This is a genomic window from Actinomyces sp. oral taxon 849 str. F0330 (assembly GCF_000239715.1).
Lineage (GTDB): Bacteria > Actinomycetota > Actinomycetes > Actinomycetales > Actinomycetaceae > Actinomyces > Actinomyces johnsonii.
In genome coordinates, this window is record NZ_JH470360.1 from 4,560 (window position 1) to 24,364 (window position 19,805).

At 64.6% G+C, this 19,805-nt stretch carries 17 protein-coding genes; 1 reads left to right on the forward strand and 16 read right to left on the reverse strand.

Annotated elements, in window-relative coordinates:
- A partial coding sequence (locus tag HMPREF0975_RS12995; RefSeq protein WP_009234661.1) for a hypothetical protein occupies nt 1-586 on the forward strand: 586 nt, incomplete at its 5' end.
- 105 nt (nt 587-691) lie between these two features.
- Here HMPREF0975_RS12995 and HMPREF0975_RS13000 read toward each other — a convergent pair.
- From HMPREF0975_RS13000 to HMPREF0975_RS13075, 16 genes are all read right to left on the reverse strand, one after another.
- Nucleotides 692-1,399: a hypothetical protein gene (locus HMPREF0975_RS13000; RefSeq protein ID WP_009234662.1), complete on the reverse strand. Its 708-nt coding sequence runs from the start codon at nt 1,397-1,399 to the stop codon at nt 692-694.
- Nucleotides 1,400-1,421: 22 nt separating this feature from the next.
- Nucleotides 1,422-2,846, reverse strand: a complete 1,425-nt coding sequence (locus HMPREF0975_RS16890; protein WP_009234663.1) for an NlpC/P60 family protein — start codon at nt 2,844-2,846, stop codon at nt 1,422-1,424.
- Nucleotides 2,843-3,910 (reverse strand): hypothetical protein, encoded by a 1,068-nt coding sequence (locus HMPREF0975_RS13010; RefSeq protein WP_009234664.1) that lies wholly within the window; start codon nt 3,908-3,910, stop codon nt 2,843-2,845. The genes HMPREF0975_RS16890 and HMPREF0975_RS13010 overlap by 4 nt, the downstream gene beginning before the upstream one ends.
- A gap of 63 nt (nt 3,911-3,973) precedes the next feature.
- Nucleotides 3,974-4,402 carry a hypothetical protein gene (locus HMPREF0975_RS13015; protein ID WP_009234665.1) on the reverse strand — a complete coding sequence of 143 codons (429 nt, stop codon included), beginning with the start codon at nt 4,400-4,402 and terminating at the stop codon, nt 3,974-3,976.
- 28 nt (nt 4,403-4,430) lie between these two features.
- A complete protein-coding gene (locus tag HMPREF0975_RS13020; RefSeq protein WP_009234666.1) occupies nt 4,431-5,339 on the reverse strand; it encodes a hypothetical protein in 909 nt (302 codons plus the stop codon).
- A gap of 57 nt (nt 5,340-5,396) precedes the next feature.
- Nucleotides 5,397-6,761 carry a nuclease-related domain-containing protein gene (locus HMPREF0975_RS13025; protein ID WP_009234667.1) on the reverse strand — a complete coding sequence of 455 codons (1,365 nt, stop codon included), beginning with the start codon at nt 6,759-6,761 and terminating at the stop codon, nt 5,397-5,399.
- Entirely contained in the window at nt 6,758-7,195 is a 438-nt protein-coding gene (locus HMPREF0975_RS13030) for a hypothetical protein (RefSeq protein WP_156808308.1), read from the reverse strand. Before HMPREF0975_RS13030 ends, HMPREF0975_RS13025 begins: the two co-directional genes overlap by 4 nt.
- Before the next feature lie 80 nt (nt 7,196-7,275).
- Entirely contained in the window at nt 7,276-7,743 is a 468-nt protein-coding gene (locus HMPREF0975_RS13035; protein WP_009234669.1) for a hypothetical protein, read from the reverse strand.
- Nucleotides 7,744-7,782: 39 nt separating this feature from the next.
- A complete protein-coding gene (locus HMPREF0975_RS13040; RefSeq protein ID WP_009234670.1) occupies nt 7,783-8,631 on the reverse strand; it encodes a hypothetical protein in 849 nt (282 codons plus the stop codon).
- A 15-nt stretch (nt 8,632-8,646) separates the two neighbouring features.
- A complete protein-coding gene (locus tag HMPREF0975_RS13045; RefSeq protein ID WP_156808309.1) occupies nt 8,647-12,039 on the reverse strand; it encodes a hypothetical protein in 3,393 nt (1,130 codons plus the stop codon).
- A 208-nt stretch (nt 12,040-12,247) separates the two neighbouring features.
- On the reverse strand, nt 12,248-15,838 hold the full coding sequence (locus HMPREF0975_RS13050) for an ATP-binding protein (protein WP_009234672.1): 3,591 nt from the start codon (nt 15,836-15,838) through the stop codon (nt 12,248-12,250).
- Nucleotides 15,839-15,879: 41 nt separating this feature from the next.
- The gene (locus tag HMPREF0975_RS13055) at nt 15,880-16,560 is read right to left on the reverse strand and encodes a TcpE family conjugal transfer membrane protein (RefSeq protein WP_009234673.1); all 681 of its coding nucleotides are present in this window, start codon (nt 16,558-16,560) and stop codon (nt 15,880-15,882) included.
- A gap of 159 nt (nt 16,561-16,719) precedes the next feature.
- The gene (locus tag HMPREF0975_RS13060) at nt 16,720-16,935 is read right to left on the reverse strand and encodes a hypothetical protein (RefSeq protein WP_009234674.1); all 216 of its coding nucleotides are present in this window, start codon (nt 16,933-16,935) and stop codon (nt 16,720-16,722) included.
- A gap of 184 nt (nt 16,936-17,119) precedes the next feature.
- The gene (locus tag HMPREF0975_RS13065; protein WP_009234675.1) at nt 17,120-17,890 is read right to left on the reverse strand and encodes a hypothetical protein; all 771 of its coding nucleotides are present in this window, start codon (nt 17,888-17,890) and stop codon (nt 17,120-17,122) included.
- 139 nt (nt 17,891-18,029) lie between these two features.
- Entirely contained in the window at nt 18,030-18,542 is a 513-nt protein-coding gene (locus HMPREF0975_RS13070) for a hypothetical protein (RefSeq protein WP_034472018.1), read from the reverse strand.
- A 265-nt stretch (nt 18,543-18,807) separates the two neighbouring features.
- On the reverse strand, nt 18,808-19,805 hold a 998-nt coding region (locus HMPREF0975_RS13075; RefSeq protein WP_009234677.1), incomplete at its 5' end, for a hypothetical protein.

The following is a 19,805-nucleotide window of genomic DNA, read 5'->3' on the forward strand; positions in this document are numbered from 1 at the left end:
ACAACTCACCCAACAAGCCCAACAGAGCATGCCGAAGCTTATTCACATCCCCTTCTCCCCCCATGAGGAGGTCCCCCCTGACCCGAAGCAGGAGGCAAGCCTGAACCGTAAGGTGGAGGAGAAGGCGCCCAAGTTGTTCAGGCGTGAGGAGCGCGGGCTCAATCGTCTGCTGAGTCTGAGTTATCCGTGGGATCGGGAGCCCAGTGCGGGTGAGGTGCGGATGTTCCATGAGTTGGAGGGGGCGCTGCGTCGGGCGAGTTTCCGTGAGCGGGACAAGGCCAAGGTGGCCTTCGATCGTCCTCCGGGTCGGATGTCGGGGCGGGATATGGTCCAGCGCCGGGCTCAGATCCAGATGGGGCAGCTTCCCACGGCCAGGCCGTGGCGCAGGCAGGTTTACGCCCATACCCCCTCGCCGACCATCCACACCCTCATCATCACCGAGAGCCGCCGAAGTATGAACTGGGTTCGCAGACCCATCACCGGCCAGCACCACGTCGCCCGTGACCTGGCCGCCGCCATCGGAGGCACCCTCACCCACCACACCACCAACCACCCAACCCCGTCTACGTCCGGACAGTTCTCGTAAGTCGATCACCGATCCATTCATGGTTGCTTCACATGATGGTTTCATCATGTGAAGCAACCATGATATTGACATATTGCAATACCCTGCGTCCTTCGAGAAAAAGCTTTAACCGGCTGAGGCAACGGATACCGTCTTGACTTTCCAGGTTCCGCCGTCCTGAGTCATCTCGTACTGCATGGTGGTTCTCCTGTTCTTCCAGGAGGGTGGCAGGGAGGTCTCGCTGAGGGAATTGCCGGACGTGTTGGTGACGGTGGTGGTGGTGGTGCAGGCCAGGACCATGGACTCGTCCCCCCAACCCGGTGGTCGGGTGCACTTGTCAATGGTGACTTTGGCGGCCAGAGAGGCGCCCTTGGCGTGGGCGTCGTTCCAGGCGGCACCCGCGGAGGTGTTCCTGCGGGAGGCGGCGGAGTAGTCCTCGACCGAGTAGGCCTTCATCTGCTCGATCCAGGCGTCGACGTCGGTCTGGGTGGTGGAGTCTTTGTTGGCGTCGACGTTGAGGTAACCGGTGACGGCCGCGATGGCTTCGTCGGGAACGGGAAGAGAGGTGGCCCCGTTCCCCTGAGCGGGTCCGACTCCGGTAGCCGCACTGGAGGCCCATTCCTTCAAGGATGGCTCACTGGGAGTCGGTGTCGGAGCGGTGGCGCTGGCCGTCTCCTGGGAACCGACGGCCTGAGTGGCTGCGGTGGCAGTGGGGGACTGGCCGGTGGGTAGGGCGGTCGGTGCCGCAGTGCGGGTGGAGGTGCATGCCGAGCAGGCGGCGGTCAGAACCAGAAGCAGTGCTACGGCCATGGAGCGAGTGTTCCGGATATTCATAGGCTCTTCCTCGTGTGTCGGGTCAGCCGGTGAGTCCGCCGGTGCGCCCCCAGGAGGTCCACGCGCGGCCGACGGCCCCGAAACCGATGTCCTTCTCCTGCTCGGCCGGACCATTGTTCCACGAGGCCTGGAAATACTTGGGGGCGCCGTCGACCTCTCCGGCATAGATGGCGACGTGCTCACTGCCAAAGAAGACGATATCGCCGGGTTGGGCCTGTGGCGGGACCTCGGTGCCTCCACCGGAGGTGTAGACCCAACCCTGGCTCTTGTAGTAGTCCTCCTGGGCTCCCGAGAAGTGGGGCAGGGAGACCTGGCCGTCGGTGGCGTGGTAGACGGAGTAGAGGACGAGGCCGGAGCAGTCGAAACCGCTAACGCCGGGCCACTTGTTGGTTCCTGTAGTGGGTCCGTTCGTGTCTCCACCGCCCCACTGATAGGGAAGGTGGTCCTGGGCGTAGGCGTTCTCCAGGATCTTCTTGGCGATTCCGGTGGCGTTTCCTACGGAGTGGCCCCCTGACTTACCGCAGTTGGATTGCTGACCGGAACCACTGCCGGATCCGGAGCCGCCACCCCCACCCGCACCATTTCCCGAGGAGCCGATGAGGGAGGTGAGCTCGGGGGTCATGTTGATGGTTGGGGCATCGGCGTTGGCGTTGTAGTAGGCCTCGGCCTGTCCCCAGAATTCCTGCGCCTTATCAACGGTTCCAGCTGCCGCCCCTTGAACAGCCTGGACGGCGGAGTTGACCTCGCTGCCGCTGAGAGAGCCGTGGGCGTTCCACACGTCGGTCTTGCCCTTGAGACCGCCGTCGCCGTGGATGCCGATGAAGAAGACAGTGGCCTGGTACTGAGGGTTCATCATCGTGGTGATGAGTTTGTCGGTGTCGTCGTAGGAGCCGGGCCACCAGTAGGCCACTCGCTGTTGGAAGATGCCGACGGAGTCGTGATCGCTCCCCTTGCCGCCGTTGGGCTTGTCCATTGACTTCTTGGCGATGTTGAGGTAGTGATCGGCGCCTTCGGCCGGCCACTGCCCGCCGTTGTCCTCCGATCCGTGGACACCGTCATTGGCGAGGTTGCGCAGGCTGGATTCCTTCTGGGCGGTGACTAGGGCGATCTTGATGCCGACATCGCTGATCCCCAGGCCTTTCCCGACCCCGATGATGGTGCGGACGTTGTTGTTGATGTCCTGGTCGGTGGAGGTTCCCGCGCTCGAGGAGCCGGTCTGGCCCGAGACGGTGGTGGGGCAGTTGCCATCGGCATTGCCGCCCATTTCCTCATTGTTCTCCATCTGGGCACTTTGCATGCCGCCGACTCCGGCGGCGCCGATGACCGCGACCCCGGCGACGGTGATGATGAGGATGGGGGTCAGGAGCAGGGCCAGGGCCAGGATAATCAGGCCGCCGATCTTGCCCTTGCCACTGTCGATAACGTGGGAGATCTGGGTCTTGCTCACGTTGTCTCCTGCGCACTGGTCGATGTCGGCGAGGACGCCTTCCGGAGGGGCCAGGAAGCCAGCGAGGCGCCATCGAAGGTGATGAGACGGTTTTGGGTGTTGGGGGTCCCGACAGGGGTGATGGCGCCGCTGGTAACGGTGGCTCCGGAATCCAGGTCGATGACGGCTGAGCCCTTGGCAGCAGTCTGGTAGGCGGCCCCGTCGAGGATGGCCGCGACCGGGTCTGTGACGGTGACGGTCTTGCCCTGGTAGATCCAGGCCGCGGCTCCCCACGTGCTCCATGTCCCCCCGGTGACGGGGCGGCGCTGTGGGGTCTTGACGTCGGCGGTTACCTTGGCGACCGTGGTCGCCGACGTGGTCCAGGCGACGGTGAGGGAGGGCCAGGATGCTGCCGCGATGGACTGGGTCAGGGTGACCGCCTTCGGTGTTCCCTGTCCGCAGTCGGGCAGGAGGTGGCCATCGAGTGTCAGGGCGCCGGACTCGTTGAGGAGGAGGTAGTGGCCGGTGGTGGTGGCCGCCAGGGGGGTGCCGAGGGACTGCAAGGGGGTCAGGTAGGGGACGGTGCCTCCGGTGAGGGTCAAGGTCCTGAGTGTTCCGTCGGCGGCGATGGCCAGTAGCCCGGTGGCCCCCAGGCGGGCATCGGTGACGGTTTCGCTCAGGCGCGGGCTGGTACTGGTGGCGTCCCAGATGGTCAGGGTGGTGGCTGACTTATCGAAGGCGGCGATCAAGTCGGCTGTGCCCGCGGCGATCCAGGCCAGGTCCACCGAGGCGGGATCGGTGGTGGTCAGGGTGGTGCGCCACCCGTCAGTCCCGTCGGGCGACACGGCGGTCAGAGTCGCGGACTCCTTGGCGGGGGTGATGGCCAGGGTCCCCAATCTCGGGTGGTAGTCGGTAATGCGGGCGCCGGCCAGGTCGACATGCCAGGCGGGAGCGGAGGTGAGGGTCGCCAGGGGAGCGGCGGGTGTAGGTGTGGTCTTTCCCGAGCCTTTTGCGGTTTTCGTGCACCCGGTCAGGGCGATCCCGGCCGCGGTCGCGGCCGTCAGGAGTGCGCGTCGGGTCAGCATGAGTCGGGCGTCCTCAGGGCAGAATCGGTTCGGGGTACGGCGGAGAGATAGTCGATACGGGAATCAGGGGATGATGTCGGGGGGAGTGACGGGATCTGTCGGGGTGGACTCGGCGGTGTCCTGGTCGGGCAGGGCGGCCCGCTTGGCACGGATGGACTTGATGTCCAGGCCCGGCAGCTCGACGACGGTACCGGCGACTTGTTGGGGCCTGACCTTTCCTCCGGAGGCCATGAACCGGGTGTAGCCCTTGGGCGGGTCGCGGTGCAGGTCGGCGAGCATCTCCTCACGGGAGGCGTAGGGCTTGGCCAGCTCTCTCATGTCCCTGGCCGCGGCGGCGTCGGCCTCGCGCCAGTAGTCCTCCTGGTCCGTCGTGGCGTTACGGGGATAGGCGAAGCCGTCGGGGGCGACGATGCGGTGCTCCTCCATGTAGTAGCCCTCGGGCAGGAGCTCTCCGGTATAGGGGTTGACGATGCGTCTTGCCTTGCTGCTCATTGTCCTTGGTCCTTCCTCGTAGCGGCTTTCAGGTGGTGGTGTCCTTGGTGGCAGCCCATACGTCGGGGGTCACGTCCTGCATCTGGATGACGGTACGGGTCGCGGTGGTGCCATCGGCTCGCCGATAGGGAACGTTCTCCTGGACGGATACGGGCAGGAGATAGCGGTTGCGGGAGATGAGGTGGGTGGCATCGGAGCCTTTGGAATCGGAGCCTCCCAGGTAGACACCGGAGGCGGTCTTGATCTCCAAGATGACCTCGGAGTCGTTGTCCTCGTTGACGACTTCTCCCATGTCCAGTGATCCGACCATGTATCCCTGGACGGCGTAGGCGCCCTTATCCTGTTGGATCATCTTCCGGGCCTTGGCGATCTTCTGCCTCGGGGTCTTTCCCGGCATCCCGGTCAGGTCTGCTGCGACGTAGACGGTGTGCTCGCGGGTGTTGGCGCGCTCTGCGACGCGAATGGTCAGGTCGATATCTTGCTGGCGGCGCTGGAGGTTCTTGGGCATCCGGCGGGAGTCTCCATCCGCATGGCGCAGGTGGGTGTTGAGCATCCCGATCGTGATTTCCCGGGATCCCTCGTCGCGAAGAGCGGCTAAAGATTTGCTGCGCGCCATGGAGGCGCGTTCGAAAGTGCGATTGCGATCGGCTGATCGCGCGCGCCGGGAGTATCCAGACGCCGATCGCACCTGGTGGGCCTCTTTGAAGGAGGAGCGGGTCCTGGGCGAGACGTTGTCGGTGATGGTGCGCGGAATGAGGGCGTGGGCTTCGAAGGACCTGCGGGAGGTGCTCTGAGCGGCGGCCGTATCGATGGCGAGGTTCCCCTGGTAGGCGGCAGTCTCCTTGGCGACCGCCTGAGCATCGAGCGCCTCCGCGGCAGTCTCCTGGGCCTGCTCGGATGTGGCGTTGAGGCCCAGGCGGGGCATAGTACGGGGCATCAGGGGTCCTTCGGTTTTCCTTCCGGGTGGCCTGATCAGCAGGGTAGTCGGTGGGACTCACCGCTCCGGCGGCGGAGTGGGGGAGCGGGGGTCTACAGGAAGGGAGAAGCGGGTGGGACATAGGACCACGGGCGAGGGCTGGATCTCCCCGGACAGGGGGCGTCCCGGTCCGGTGGTGGGCAGGTCGATGACCTCCCTGCCGTCCGCGGCGGTAAGGATCTGGTGGGCGTGGCCGCAGACCTCCCCGATCTGCTCCTTGTCCCAGGGATCGCTCAGTGTGGTGGGGGAGGCGGTGACGGCGTCGTCGAGGTGATCGGGGTCGGTCAGGGTGATGGTGACGTTCTGGTCGTCCTGGTCGGCTGCGACCAGGCCGGGTTGGACATCGGCATGGTGGATGAGCATCACGGCGCGCGCGGGCAGTCCTCCCAGTGCCTGGGAAACGGCTCGGGCGGCCCACAGGATCTGGATGATGGATTCGGTGAGGTCGCGCAGGCCCCCACGGGAGTCCTGTGCGGCGAAGCGGCCGTGAAGGTATCCCACGCCAACGGGATTGGTGGGACCTCCGTAGACCTTGGTATCCACGACGACGATCCCGGTGGGACCGATGACGAGGTGGTCGATGTTGGCGGTGCGGGCTCCGGGCAGGGCCAGGTCGTGCATGACCCTGTACCCCCGGGGCAGATGGGCCAGGGCCACCCCCGAGGCCAGCTCGGCGGCCAGGCCCTCCTGCTTGATGGCGACCTGCCTGGCAGTGGGAGAGTCGGCTCCCACGACCTTGGCCAGGGTGGTGCGCATCGGCTCGGCCCGCCCGTTCCCGCGGCGGGTGGTCGCCCGTTCCCAGCGCAGGGCGGCCCGCAGGGGAAGATCCGGAGGCGGAGGGGTGTTGGCCTTGCGCGGGTGGGCTCCTCTGAGCCGCTGGACGCACCAGGCCAGGTAGGCGGCCCAGACGGCAGTGAGGACGCACACGGCCAGTGTCCCTGCGGCCAGGGCGCAGGCGGCGGTGGCGGCGGCGATGGCGGCCCGCATGGAGGTGTGGCGCCAGGTCCGCAGCCAGATGTCCATGACTGCGCCGCAGGCGATGGCGCACACCGTGGCGGCCAGCCCCCACCAGGAGGCGCAGGCCAGAGCAGCCGGCCCCCACCACGGTGGATCATCCACCAGGCGGGGGCGTGCAGTACGGTGGGCGATCCACCATTCCCCAACCGTCGCCGTGACGGCGACCGGGGGAGCCCACCACGCCCCGGCCAGGATCGCGCCCACAGTACCGGCGGCGGCCATGACACCCCAAGCGATCCACAGGGACCTGCGGTGGGATTTCGGACTGTAACCGGGGTCCAGGGCGGAGGCGAGGGTCTGGTCGCGCCAGGTGCGCAGGGACAACCCAGCCTGGCGCACGTGGGCCAGGGTGGCGGGGGAGATCACTTCGAGACGCCCTGGGTGGTAACGGTGATGGCCGTGATCCTGTTGTCCTCGACTGTCATCTCCCAGCGAGCTCCGTCCAGGGTGGCGCCGACGCCGGTGTCGGTGGGCTTCCAGGCAGTGGGCATCTGGGTACCGATCTCCTTGAGGGCTGTGGGCAAGTCGGTCGGCGAGGGGGTCTGCGTGCGCCCGTCGACGCTCAATGCAGTGGAGGGGGTCAGGGTCTGGAGCTCCTGACCTGCTTTGGTGACGTCCTCGGGGCTGCAGTGGCTCTTAGCAGCGTCGTTCAGGCAGCCCACGGCCCAGGTCAGGGAGTCGGCCACGTCGGTGCTGCGGTGGGAGGCGCTGAACTCCTTCTCCTGACGTCCAGCCTGGTGGCGCAGGACCATCAGGGTAGCGGCGCAGGCGATGAGGAAAATAACAACAAGTACCCCCACACCGATCATGGTGAGTCTCCATGCCCGCAGGGCGGAGGCGACCGGGCGACGCAAGGGGATCCCAGGTCTCAACACAGATTTCAACGCATCCACCACAGATCTCGGGCCAGTCCCGCAAGGGTGCGGGCCGTGGAATGGGTGCGGGCGGCGACGACTAGGAAGGCGGCTCCAACGGCGGCCAGGGTGGGCCAGGGAGCGTACTGGAGCATCCCGTGAAGGGTGGCGAGCAGGGTGACGGCACCGCAGAGAATGCTGGCCAACCAGGCCCAGGCGATGGTGCGCCAGGCGGGGGTGCGGGTGGGGAAGTAGGCAGCTGACACCGAAGCGAGCAGGCCGGTGGATATTCCCGCGATCATACCGATGTCCTGCATATTGGGGTAGGCGCACAGGGGGGCCCAGGCGGGTATGAGGGAGACCATCCATGCCATGGTCGTCAGGATCGTGGAGACGGCGCTCCACAGGCGCCGAACCCGGATAAGGGTGCGGGCGGCCAGCAGCGTCGGACGGCTCATCTGCCGTCTGGGAGCGGGGGCTGTGCGTGCGGGCACGGTAGCCCCTCCTTCCTATCGCGGAGATATGCGGGGCTTTCAGCGGGAAGACAGGGAGACCACCTGCCAGGAGGATCCGTCCTCATTGGGCGCGAGGTTAATGGTCACCATGGGGTAGACGACGCGTTTGGGGACGCCGTCCATGCTGACCGTCTGCTGAACCGGAACCACCACTCGGGCTCCCGATAGGTCCGGGGACACCCATACAGCCGGGGCCCGCCCAGGGTAGACCCGGGCGGTGGAGGTCACGTGGGCGGACTGCACGGCGGGCCAGGTCTCACTCGCCCCGGCCTCCAGGGAGGTCTTGAGGTTGGGGCCCATCAACGCTCCGCTCTTGGTCACCGCCGTGGAGACGGATTCCACCCAGGCTGCCTGCCCACTACTGACCGAGTAGGTGGCGTAGATGGGGGCCACCTGCTCGGCGATGGGTTTGATGACCTTCTCGGCGGCGGCGATGGCATCCTTCTCCTTGTCGCTGAGGGGCCGGTCCTGGCCCTCCTCCTGCGAGGTAGCGGTGGGGGAGGATGAGGCGGTGTCAGTGACACTGCCCGGGTCATCGCTGTCTTTGGCGCGCAGAAAGATGTGCCGGGAGTCGGAGGACTGGGCGACGGTTCCGGGGGCGTTGTCCCCCAGGACATTGGGGTCGGCCAGCACCGATTCCCTCCAGGCCTCCCGCTGGACGGTGGTGCCGTCCTGCGGCGGCTCGGTCATCAGCGCCATCTGGGTGCCGTCGGCCGTGACCGTCACGTTCGAGGCGCTGGTCCTGGACGCAGTGGCGTTGAGCATGGTCAGAGAGGCCACCACGGTCAGTGCCCCGGCGAGGGTCAAACTGCGCACAAGCCGTTTGCCGCGGTGGGTGCGCGTAGTCGAGGTGGGCTTGATCTCCACGGGGCTCCTCCTTCCTTACAGGTCGCCGAACCCGCCCTTGAGGTCCTTGAAATCAGGTAAGGAAGCGTAGTCGGCGGCCGTGAAGGCATCATTGGCACGGGCGTTGCGCGAAGCTCCGGCGGCCTCGAAGGACTTACTTTGCGGGCTGTCAGGGGACATTTCGATGTTGACAGTGCTCACCAATGTCCCTCCGGCAACACGGATGTCGTCGATGGTGGAGGCAGGGTTATCCAGGATTCTATTCAAGTTGTGCAGGGCCTTACCCGAAGAGGATTCCTGGGCATCCTGAGACAAGGATGCCTCCATAGTCTTCATCATCGTGCGATAGTCACCCCATTCAGCAGGGTTCTCTGGTGGTTGCCATGTGGCTGCCATAGAGGCAGCATCTATGAATGTATCCGCCGACCTGGCCGCCAAATCACTCCCCTCCTTGGCATGCATCCCGGACACAGCCGAAGGAACACCATACTGTTTAACTGCGGCTGACACTTGGCTAAGTGCGTTTTCATATCCTTCAGTGTCTCCTGCGGTTGCCGCCCCAAGAGCGGTCTGCATAGCAGCGGAAGCAGGGTGGCGAACATCAATATTCGCCAGAACATTCTCACCATCACTATACACACCAGACTCAAAAATTTTTCCGACGAATGCCTCCGGATTACTTACAGCCTCTCTTGCCGAAGTATGCGCAGCCATTGCCACACTATTTCCTTCACTCCCATGAGCAGCGACCAGATCACTCTGGAAGCTTGAGGACATTTCATGGGAGGAACCAACCATCTCTTTCCATTGCGCCTCCGCTTCCTTGGCTCGGAAAGCCGTGGCCGCCGCCGCCGGAACGTTATTAACATCTCCGCCACTAATAGCTGCAATGGCAGCCCTATTCTCGGGATCATTCATGAATGCTGAGTCCGGCGCCACAGACTCAGTGGTGGACAAGCCAGTCAGAACTTGATTATCGGACTGATCGAAACGCCCCTGGGCTATCTGCGTGGCTTGAGGCATGCCGATTCTGCCCTTACTGTCGCGGACGATCTGCGCAGCCGTGTCCTTGACGATCTCGCCGGTGACTTCATTGCTCCTTTGATTGTTCACGGGGGACTGCACCGAGTGAGAAGATACAGCAGTACCGATCGTCCGATCGGAGCTCGGATACCCAATGGCCTGGCCATGCTCCCGCAGAGTCTTCTGGTCGGTGGTGGGAGTGCGCCCTAGAGCCCGGTGCTGCTTACCGGTGGCACGAGGGCCCAGAGGAGTCGGCTTGCGTCCCGGCCCTTGCGCCGATTCATACAGGTAGTTGGCCGTCTGAGCGATAGGATCTTTGGCCATGCGCTCCTTGTCCTCCTTGGAAGGGGGCTTCATTGCCGAGGAGACCAGATCGGATGCGCTAAGCGCTTTGCTGGCTATTTGTCCCATCCTGCCAGGCAAAAGATTGGGGAGTTGGCCGCGGGCCGAGGGGTTGGTCAGGATCGTCTTGGCACTCTTGAGGGCGGCCCCCTTCAAGCCTCCACTGGCGGCGATTGCCCCCTTGGCGACCTTCGCTCCTGCGGCAACGGCCTGCATGCCGGTCGCTCCGGTAGCTGCGTAGCCCAAGGCCGCGCCGCCTGTAGCCACAGCCGCACCAGCCAGGGCCGCAGTCTTGGCCGCGGTCACGGGAGCCCTGGCGGTGCTATGGACGATAGAGGCGTCCCCAGCGATGGCGGCCTTGGCGATCTTACGGGCTATGAGTGCTAGCAGCCACAGGGAGGACCCCAGGATGAGAATCATCATCGGCTTGATGATCGCCGGGATTCCGGAGGACATGATGATCGAGGCCACCATGTAGGACAGGATCACCAGGGCGGCGACGGCACCGACCTGCTTCATGACCGAGGAGAAGAACTCCCCGAAGTAGGCCTTGGCGAATCTCTGCCTCTTCTCGTCACCAAAAGAGGCGATACCGATGAAGACCACCGAGAAGATAAGCAGCCAGTACATCAGAGCCTTTTGCAGGGCAACGTAGAAGGCTACGGGCAGGCACACGATCATTACCAGGATCGCCCCCATGGCACCGGTCATAATAATACTGCCGGTTTCGGGCCAGCTAGTTCCCTTGTAATAGTCTATCCAGGCGGCATTAGAATCGCTGGGAGTGCATGAACCATTGAACATCCACTTATTCTGCTGGAGGTCGGACGTACCCCCGCCAGTCCATCCTTTTTTCTGGCTTGACTCCATGTTGTCGCCACAGAGAACTCCGACATCTGCCAGTTGAGGAATAGCTTGCCACGCGATTTTGGACTTCTGACCCACGACATCTCCGTCAACATTCGAGTCCCAACCCTCAGTCCATGCATCCGTCTTGGTATCACCACCGTCGAAAGCGTAGGAACGGCTGTTCCAGGCCTCAACCCCGGCCAGCATGATCAGACCGTCCCCGTCAACCGCGTCCTTACTGGACATACCGATATGGTTGGCGTTGAGAAGGCGATTCTGCCAATCTTTGGCATTACCGCCCCCAGCGGCAGCAGACTCAGTCATCTCCGGTCCCATCTGGGCCGTCGACCAGGTGGCCAGAGGAATACCTTTCCACAGGGAGTTATTGATGGCCATAGCTGGCTTGGAGTTATTATTTTTAGCTCCGCTAGCTTGGCCATAAGTGATACTGGTCCCGTTGTCCCCCTTGGAAGCGGAGGCGACCGGGGGGAACATGCTGTCGGCAATCTGACTGGTCACAGTTCCGACGGCTCCGGAGACGATCTTGTCGGAAGAGTTGACGATCTTCTGCAGGGCCCCCGAGTTCCCGTTGGCCCCCCAATATACGAATCCCGCGCAAACGAGGGCGTAGACGCCGGCGGCTGCTACCTTGCCGACCCTCTCTCGATACTTGACGAAGGCGTAGAGAGTGCCGAAGGGAGCCAGGATCGACACGATCGGCTTCATCACCTGGGACAGGGCAATGAATAGCGGTGACATTAAGGCCGAGAAAAATGTCCCCAAGGTGGATCCCAAAGCCAGATTGACCATGAGCATGGTTAGTGCGACGGGGATGTACACGAACAGCGTCAGGGCGATATTGTACAGTCCAGGAATATATCGAGCGACGAGGTTTCCGCACCCGGTCCCATACGAATGCAGCTTGAGCGCCGAAAATCCATACCGGTAGTAGTTGGCATCAATGATACTTTTATCTGCGTACCCCCCGTGTGCGTCTGGGAGGACGGTCTTCTGAGCATCGACGTTACCGTCAGCGAATGTGTTCAGACCGAAGGCCCCGTCCAATCCGCCGAAGGAGTTCGACGGAGTGACCACATCGTTGGGTGAGCAGAAGTTGACAATCTTCGATACCGCGTCTTTCACGATCCAGGCGTGAGCGGTGGTGGCGCCGATAGCTCCCGCGGCGACCAGGATGATGGACAGCACCGCGATCATCCGAACCGCCTTGGTCGTCAGGCGGCGGCTGCGCGGCGGGGTGTACTGGGCGCGGACCAGGTCTCCCAAGGCGGTGGTGGGGACCGTGAGGGCGGGAGTGGCGACCACTGGATTCCTCCTGATGTGTGTGCCGGGGAGTGTATCTGCGCACCCCCTGCTGACCATCCGGTCGGCCGCCAGTCGGGGGTCTACCAGCGGCGCGTCCCCCTCAGGCCGCCTGGGCCATGGCCTCGGTCCGGAAGATCTCCAGAACGCTGGTGTCCCAGAAGTCGACGAAGACCCTGGCCAGGCGCCCGAATCCGTCGCGGAAGATGAACTCGCCCTTGTTCAGGTGCATGATCGTCTCGACGTTCGCGGTGGTCTTCTCGATGCCCAGTAGGTCGCAGGAGGCCTCCGCCTCGGTCTCTTCGGTGGACCAGCCGATCCAGACGCAGGCCAGGGATGATGCGGACAGGTCCTTGGCGGACTGGGACATCTGCCGCACGGCGCAACGGCGCGAGCGGCCCATGCGCCGCAGCCAGTCGACCAGGGCGTCGGCCCGTTTGGTGCGCTTGATGACGTGCCACTCGTCGAAGGTGGCGGACTTCTGCACGGGAATGGGCAGCCGAGACAGCAGGGAGCGGATGTAGTCCACCATCATGGCGGCGATGGTGTCGCCGACGACGGTAGTGGGGGTCTGCTCCTCACCGGGGTCGGTGGTCTTGAGCTTCATGGCCACGAAGATGGTCAGCACGCCCTCCTCGACGTCCAGGGATCCTCCCTGGCTGGGATCGAGGAACAGCAGACGCCCCATGGAGTCGCGGGCGATGGCCTCGTACTGTCGAAGGAGGTCCTCGACGGCGTCGATGAAGTTCTCCTTCTTCTCCTCACGCCGGAAGGGGGGAAGGTTGATCTCCTCCCTCCAGTCGCGCAGTACCGCCAGGATCCCTTGCATGGTCGGGGCAACCTGCGTGGTCTTCTCGGCCTCGATAACCGCGGAGACGGCCTGGTCGATCACTCCGCGGTAGGTGATCGCCGCGGGGTTCTCGTTGCTGGTCTGCTCGCGGGCCAGCAAGCGCAAGACCTCACGGGCGCTGGACTCGCGGCTGTCGATGAGGTTGTCCGGGTCGTACTCGGCGACGGTGAAGGCGTCCAGGGAGATGGAGACCTTGGGGTCTCCCAGATCGATCAGGCGCACCTTGTCCGGGTCGAGCATGAGTTCTCTGGCGCTGTTGAACAGGGGGCGGAAGTCTCCCTTGGGGTCCCACACGTACTGCGTGACCCCGCGCAGGGCGTCCTCGTGGACGGGTTTGAGTCCCCGGGAGACGGTGTTGTGGGTGGGTAGCAGCCGCGTGCCCGCCAGGTAGAGGTGGTCGGGGGAGTCGACCGTAATGCATCGCATGGGCACGGATGGGACGGGCTCGATGGCGACCAGGCGGCGGCTGGTGGAGCCGGTGGCGCGAATGCGCCCTGGGGAGGTGACCACGCCGGTGGCGGTGGCGGCGGCAAGGGTGGCCAGGGCCTCCACGACGTCATCATCGGCAGCCAGGCCCTCAGGATCACCCAAAACCGCTTCTAAGAGGCGGCGGCGGTCATACTCCGGCCACGTGAGGGCCGACTCCACGTCGGCCGAGGAGGCACTGCCGGCGGTGACTAGCCGGGCCAGGGTCGGAGCGTCGAGAGCGTCTGGCCGCACCGCGGCCTCCGGCAGGGTCAACGGATCCGCCAGGGGCAGGCTCAGGGCGCGCCCCTCATCGAGAAGGGTGCGGGCCTCCTGCGCGGTGATGGTGATCCCGCAGGCACCGGTGTCCGCGCCGCGGTCCTCCAGGACCTCCCGGCACAGATCCCGCATCCTGAACCGTCCCGATCCATCGGGGCGGAGGCGCTCCGAGGCCCTGATGTAGTCCTCTGCGCGCCGGCTGTCCCCGACCAGGGTCGCCAGCTGCTCGGGCGTGGTGGTGTCCTCGGGGTCACTGCTCGTCAGCAGGCCGCTCAGGGCGCCATCGGGCTCGTTCTGGTCTGGGACGGGCCAGGAGGGCGCGTCGGGTCCCATGAAGGTCCATCGGTGCTCGGGGTCGCACACCTGAGTAGTGCCGTCATCGAAGACCATGCGCAGGGCCGGGGCGTCCTCCTTGACGGGGGACAGGCGGGTGACTGCGGTGGGGCCGTGGGTCGACCAGATGCGGTCGCCGACCCGCAGGTCCCCCATTGTGGCCCAAGTCGCGTCCTCGCGCAGGACGGGGGTGGTCAGGGGAAGTCTCTTACCGGCTCCCGGGGAGGCGACTACGCCCTCGGTAGGGGCCTTGCCCTGTCCATCGACCACGGAGAAAAGGTTGAAGAAGAAGGGCCGGCCGCGCTTAAGATTCCCGGAGGAGTCGACCTCCAGGCTGTAGCCCTGGTAGTCGCCAGGGATGTCAACGCTGTTGCCGATGGCCTGGCTCAGCCAGGGCTGGCAAGCCGCGAAGAACTGGGTGTCGGTGCGGTGGAACCAGTCGTCCAGGGTTACCGGAGCCCCGGGGAAGGACTGGAAGTAAAGCTCCCGCTGGTCCTTGTCGGGGCAGACGAGCTCGAAGTGGATGGCGTTGTAGTGCTGGATGAGCGAAGAGATCCGGTCCAGCAGGGTCTCCCGGTCATCGGCGTAGACGGACATGACCGCCTGCCAGTAGACCATCGGGGACTTGTTCATCGCCATCTGGGTGCGGGTCTGGTCCAGCTGGGCGTGCTGAGTGGCGGTCACGGAGTCCTGAGCACCGACGTCGGCAGCCTCGTCGAGCTGGGCCTCGGCAGTCTCCGTGGCCTTGTCGAGTTGGCGCTCGACGGCGGCGGCGCCAATGACCTCGAAATGGAGGTTGATGTCCACGGGGAAGTCCGTCTTGGAGGCGAAATCCAGCCAGTTCGCGTCGTAGCGCACCGCCTGCGGGATGGAGGCGATGGGGAGGAAGGCGACGTAGGAGGTTCCCGCACCCGTGGGGCCGTCCACGCGCAGGCCGTAGTAGCGCCTCCTGTTGATGATCCCCAAGGGGATCTCCTCGGTGTAGGACGACAAGGCCGTGCGCCAGGCCCCCGCGCCCCACTCCTGCTCGTCGGAGGGAGACACGTCCGGGGTCGGTAGTCCGGGCATGTCCTGGTGGCGCACCACCCACTCCAGCTCGCGACGGGTGACGGGTTGGGCCTGGAGCCATGTCGATGACAGGGTCCGGCGCAGGTTGGTGGCCTGGGGCTCCCAGTAGGAGACCTCCTCCTTGTCGGGCTGGGAATCGTCCATGCCCGCTCCGGCCAGGACTAAATCGACGACCTGATTGACGATCTTGGTGACCCCGGTACCGCCCCGGGAACCCTGCCGCACGAAGAGGTAGGTCTCAGGTTGGGAGAAGGAGGAAGCCTCGATGTTCCTGCGGGCCTCGCGCACATAGGCCTGATAGCCGGAGGTGAGGTTCGGGTTGTATTTGCTCGTCGGGTCCAGGATCTGGGTCTCCCACTCGTCCATGGACACCACGCGGTTGGTCACCAGGATCTGGCCGGCGTTCTCCTTCTCCTTGGGCAAGTCCTTGGCGAAGACCTTCTGAGCTGACCGGTAGTACTCCTGGCGAGCTCGGGCCGAGAGGAACCCTGAGGACTTGGTGGGGATCCTCATGCCGGTCCAGGCCCCGTCCCGGGTCAGGAAGAAGGAGTCGTTGCTGAAGACGATGGGCAGCCGGCACGGGCCCGCATCACTCTTGGATACCAGGCGCGCGTCGTCCTCGTTCCTGATCTCCTTGAGGGCCCGGGCCCGTCGGGTGGCCTGTGACAGGACGGTGGACAGGAAACCGGTAGCGGACAACGTAGGCGCCTTTCTTCTTGCTTCAGGTCTTCGACGGGGCCTTACAGGCCGGTGACGCCCGAGGCGTCGGTATGGCGCAGCTCGTAGTCGTCCTTCTCCGATACGGCGTCGCGTTCGGCCCTGGCCCGTTCGTCGGCCAGGTGCTGGCGGGACACGCTCTGCTGGGCGGAGGCCAGATCGGTGACGGTCCCGGTGAACCGCCTCTCGATGCTCTCCCGGGTCAGGAGCAGGTCCGTGGAGAACTCCTCGGAGAACTCCTCGGCGGGTTCCCACACGATCCAGTCGTGGCGCATCGGACCCTCGCGGTGGGTGGTGGGGGTGTCGATGGGGCGCCCGCGTCGGTAGACCTTGTCGTCGAAGGTGAATCGCATCAGGGAGCGCAGGTATCCGCCGATGGTCTTGCCGTGAGGCATGGGTGCGATCATGCGCTGGGCCACGATCACTGGCGGAGCGAAGAGAACGAAGGCCATGAGTCCCAGGTTGCTCAGGGGGCTCAGACGCATGGCTACCGACAGGGGGGCGACGACAATGGCGTAGACGAAGAACATGACCACCAAAGTGATCAGGCCGGTCCCCAGCTGGGCGTAGGTCAGACCGCCGCGCAGGGGGATGGTGAAGTCACCGAACTTGCGCACGCGCTTACGGATCGCGAACACGCTGTCATAGGACATGCCGATCAGGCCCTGGGCCATGAGGTCATCGCCGTCCTCGTCCTTAGCCATTCTCCTGCACCTTCCGGATCCGCTGCCGCCACGGGACGAGCGCTGGTGAATCCGTCGTCGGACTGCTCGTCGAGCTGGTTCCTCCCCACCCGTTCATCGGAAGAAGGGCGGGTCCGTATCCATTGCCGGTTACGGACTCGCCCTGTACCTCCAGCGGGCTCAGCCTCCCATGAGGCCGGGAAGAGCGTTCGCGACGTTGGTGATCACCGTTCCCACGGCTGTACCCACCGACGTCATCACGGCCGTGTCCTTAGCCGCGATCACGATGCCGCCACCGATGATGACACCGATGGCCATGCCGGGTCGCTTGGTCTTGGCCCACACCATGAGGGCCAAGACACCAGAGACCACACTAACTATTCCAACGAACGTCATGGAGAGCTCCTAGTTTTCGATCGGGAGAGTGACGTTGTGACCTCCGCACTGTATCCACACCATCGCCGTTGCAGGGCTCCGCAAGGAGAAGAGGACTGTCTACAGGGTCGGTTCGAGACCCGCGGGCAACCTTCCACCCGTTTGACGGAGTCTCACTGCAACACGGGTCGCAACCGCGACCGCCTCACCTTCTGACGGGGGAGGGGCCGCAGACGAGCTCGTCAGGAGCAAGATCCAGCAGGTGGCGCAGCTCGGAGGGCGGCCACCACAGCAGAGCGTCGGGCGGATCCCAGTCGGCGGGAGCCCGTACGCCCTCAGAGCGACGCCTCTGGGCCAGTTCCGTCCCCAAAGGGTTGAGCCGGCTCGAGTAGGAGCGCCAGTAGACGACGACGTCCTGAGCCACGCCTCGGTCAATGAACCCCTCGGCGTCATCGGGCAGGTCGGGACCGATGACGGCCTCGACGTCGGTACGGCCCCATCCCATGGTCTCCAGAGATTGCAGGCGTCCCCAGGTCAGGGCCGCGGGGACCCTGGGAGAGTCGACCTGCTCGATCGTCAAGCCGTAGGCCATCCCGGGCCCCGTGGTGACATCCACCCACACAGGCAGGTGCGTGCGCAGAGCGCCGGGCCGCAGATCGAGGGTCCGCTCGATGTCCTCCACTAGACAGCCGTCCAGAGTCAGGAGCTGAATACGCTCCTTGAAGTCGTCAACAGCGACGAGATTGTTGATCCGAGCGACCTGGTGGGAGCTCAAGGAACTCAGGAGCCTCCGGGTGGAGGGGCTCATCGGGGTATCCGGGTCGGCCAGGACGCACCGGATGGTCTCGTCATCGGTGCCCAGGCTGTAGGCGATCTGATTGACAGTTAGTCCCTGGGACAGCAGCCAGGTCAGGTTTCCGTGCACCGAGGGGCGTCCTGCGCCCCTCTCCGGACGAACTTCAGAGACTTCCTTCATCAGAGCTCCTCGGAACACTCGGGCACAGGACTACCCTCACGGACCATCCGCACCCGCTTCAGACAACACATGATCAGCCATCATTTCCTGTGCATTCTAGATTTGAATATGCGGACAGCGAGGCGGAGGGCATCGCTTTCTACCGCGTATGGCTCCTGTCGACCTCGATCACGGTGATGGAGTCCTCGTAGACGCTCCAGGACAGCAACAAACACTTGAGAGTGAGTACGGACATGAACAGCACGGCGAGCCACCATGGATAGACGGTGAAGTCGCAGGTACCGATCAGCTCTCCGAGCGCTCCGCAGGTGTTGGGGACTGGTTCGCCAGCGTGGTCCCACGCCACCCACGCCGTCCAACCGCTTCCGGCGGCCAGGACAAGGGGCAAGGACCAGGCCATGGGGATGCGCATACGGATCAGGGCCGGCAAGACCAGGGTCAGACATCCCGCCAAGGGAAGCTGCCAGGCCAGACGACTCGCACCATAAGACAGTCCCAGGTTTTCCCCCCATCGGGCACCGAGGAACAGAACCAGGGAGATGAAGACGAAACCGATGCAGGTGGTGAAGGCCCGACGGCGCGTCAGTGGTGAACAGCGGCGCACCGATGAACTCTTCTCCAGTTCTCGGCTCTCGCCTGAGGACCATGGCATCCGCCGAACCGGCTCGGACTCATAGGGCTCCTGCCGCCAAGAGGGCGCACCAGGATGGACAGGAGGAGGCACGACGGGGATCTCAGCGGTATCCCCGTCCCGGTTCACGGGATAGATCGAGGTCACGTCCGCTCACCACTCACGTGCAGAAGTGTCCACGAGCGCACGGATCTGGACGTGACAGCGACAGATCTTTCAGCGCTCATAATCGGCACACTACAGGCGCATGCCCCGCCCCGACCGACGAGTAACGGGACGAGGAGTCTTAACCGATCCTTCGAGGCACGTCACTCCCCCAGGGCCCCGGCCGAGGGGTTGGGTGGTTGGTGGTGTGGTGGGTGAGGATACCTCCGATGGCGGCGGCCAGGTCACGGACGACGTGGTGCTGGCCGGTGATGGGCATGCGGGCCACGCCCCGGGGCAGCCAATCCAGATCGGTGGGAGGCGGGGCCTGACGGTCCTGTCCTCCTTGGGGGTGGAAGGTGATCCAGGTGATATGAATCCCGGCCTCCAACAACCCCCGCAGATCCCGGGAGATAGCCGAATGATCGTAGGGTGAATACTTATCCCATCCGTCGGTGATGATGAAGACGGAGCGCACGCCCCTGGCGGTGGTCAGACCCAGATGATCCACCCCCAACCGCAGCGCCAGACGCAGGTCGCCGGAGAAGTTCTCCGTGCTCATGTGGGGGACGCGGTCGGGGATGCGCCCGGCCTCGGTCAGCGCCCATCCTCCGGTGGTCAGGGCGTCAGCCCTGCCGCCTAGGGCCCCCACCGCACGGGCCACGGCCCACACGATCCCCTCGATGGGTCTGCGAACCCAGTTCATACTTCGGCGGCTCTCGGTGATGATGAGGGTGTGGATGGTCGGCGAGGGGGTATGGGCGTAAACCTGCCTGCGCCACGGCCTGGCCGTGGGAAGCTGCCCCATCTGGATCTGAGCCCGGCGCTGGACCATATCCCGCCCCGACATCCGACCCGGAGGACGATCGAAGGCCACCTTGGCCTTGTCCCGCTCACGGAAACTCGCCCGACGCAGCGCCCCCTCCAACTCATGGAACATCCGCACCTCACCCGCATCGGGCTCCCGATCCCACGGATAACTCAGACTCAGCAGACGATTGAGCCCGCGCTCCTCACGCCTGAACAACTTGGGCGCCTTCTCCTCCACCTTACGGTTCAGGCTTGCCTCCTGCTTCGGGTCAGGGGGGACCTCCTCATGGGGGGAGAAGGGGATGTGAATAAGCTTCGGCATGCTCTGTT

Excerpts from the sequence above, each read along its gene's own strand:
- HMPREF0975_RS13055 (WP_009234673.1), bottom strand. The coding sequence starts at position 16,560 with ATGGCTAAGGACGAGGACGGCGATGACCTCATGGCCCAGGGCCTGATC.
- HMPREF0975_RS13045 (WP_156808309.1), bottom strand. The coding sequence starts at position 12,039 with ATGATCGCGGTGCTGTCCATCATCCTGGTCGCCGCGGGAGCTATCGGC.
- HMPREF0975_RS13020 (WP_009234666.1), bottom strand. The coding sequence starts at position 5,339 with ATGCCCCGTACTATGCCCCGCCTGGGCCTCAACGCCACATCCGAGCAG.
- HMPREF0975_RS13000 (WP_009234662.1), bottom strand. The coding sequence starts at position 1,399 with ATGAATATCCGGAACACTCGCTCCATGGCCGTAGCACTGCTTCTGGTT.
- HMPREF0975_RS13065 (WP_009234675.1), bottom strand. The coding sequence starts at position 17,890 with ATGAAGGAAGTCTCTGAAGTTCGTCCGGAGAGGGGCGCAGGACGCCCC.
- HMPREF0975_RS13070 (WP_034472018.1), bottom strand. The coding sequence starts at position 18,542 with ATGCCATGGTCCTCAGGCGAGAGCCGAGAACTGGAGAAGAGTTCATCG.
- HMPREF0975_RS13010 (WP_009234664.1), bottom strand. The coding sequence starts at position 3,910 with ATGCTGACCCGACGCGCACTCCTGACGGCCGCGACCGCGGCCGGGATC.
- HMPREF0975_RS13060 (WP_009234674.1), bottom strand. The coding sequence starts at position 16,935 with ATGACGTTCGTTGGAATAGTTAGTGTGGTCTCTGGTGTCTTGGCCCTC.
- HMPREF0975_RS13015 (WP_009234665.1), bottom strand. The coding sequence starts at position 4,402 with ATGAGCAGCAAGGCAAGACGCATCGTCAACCCCTATACCGGAGAGCTC.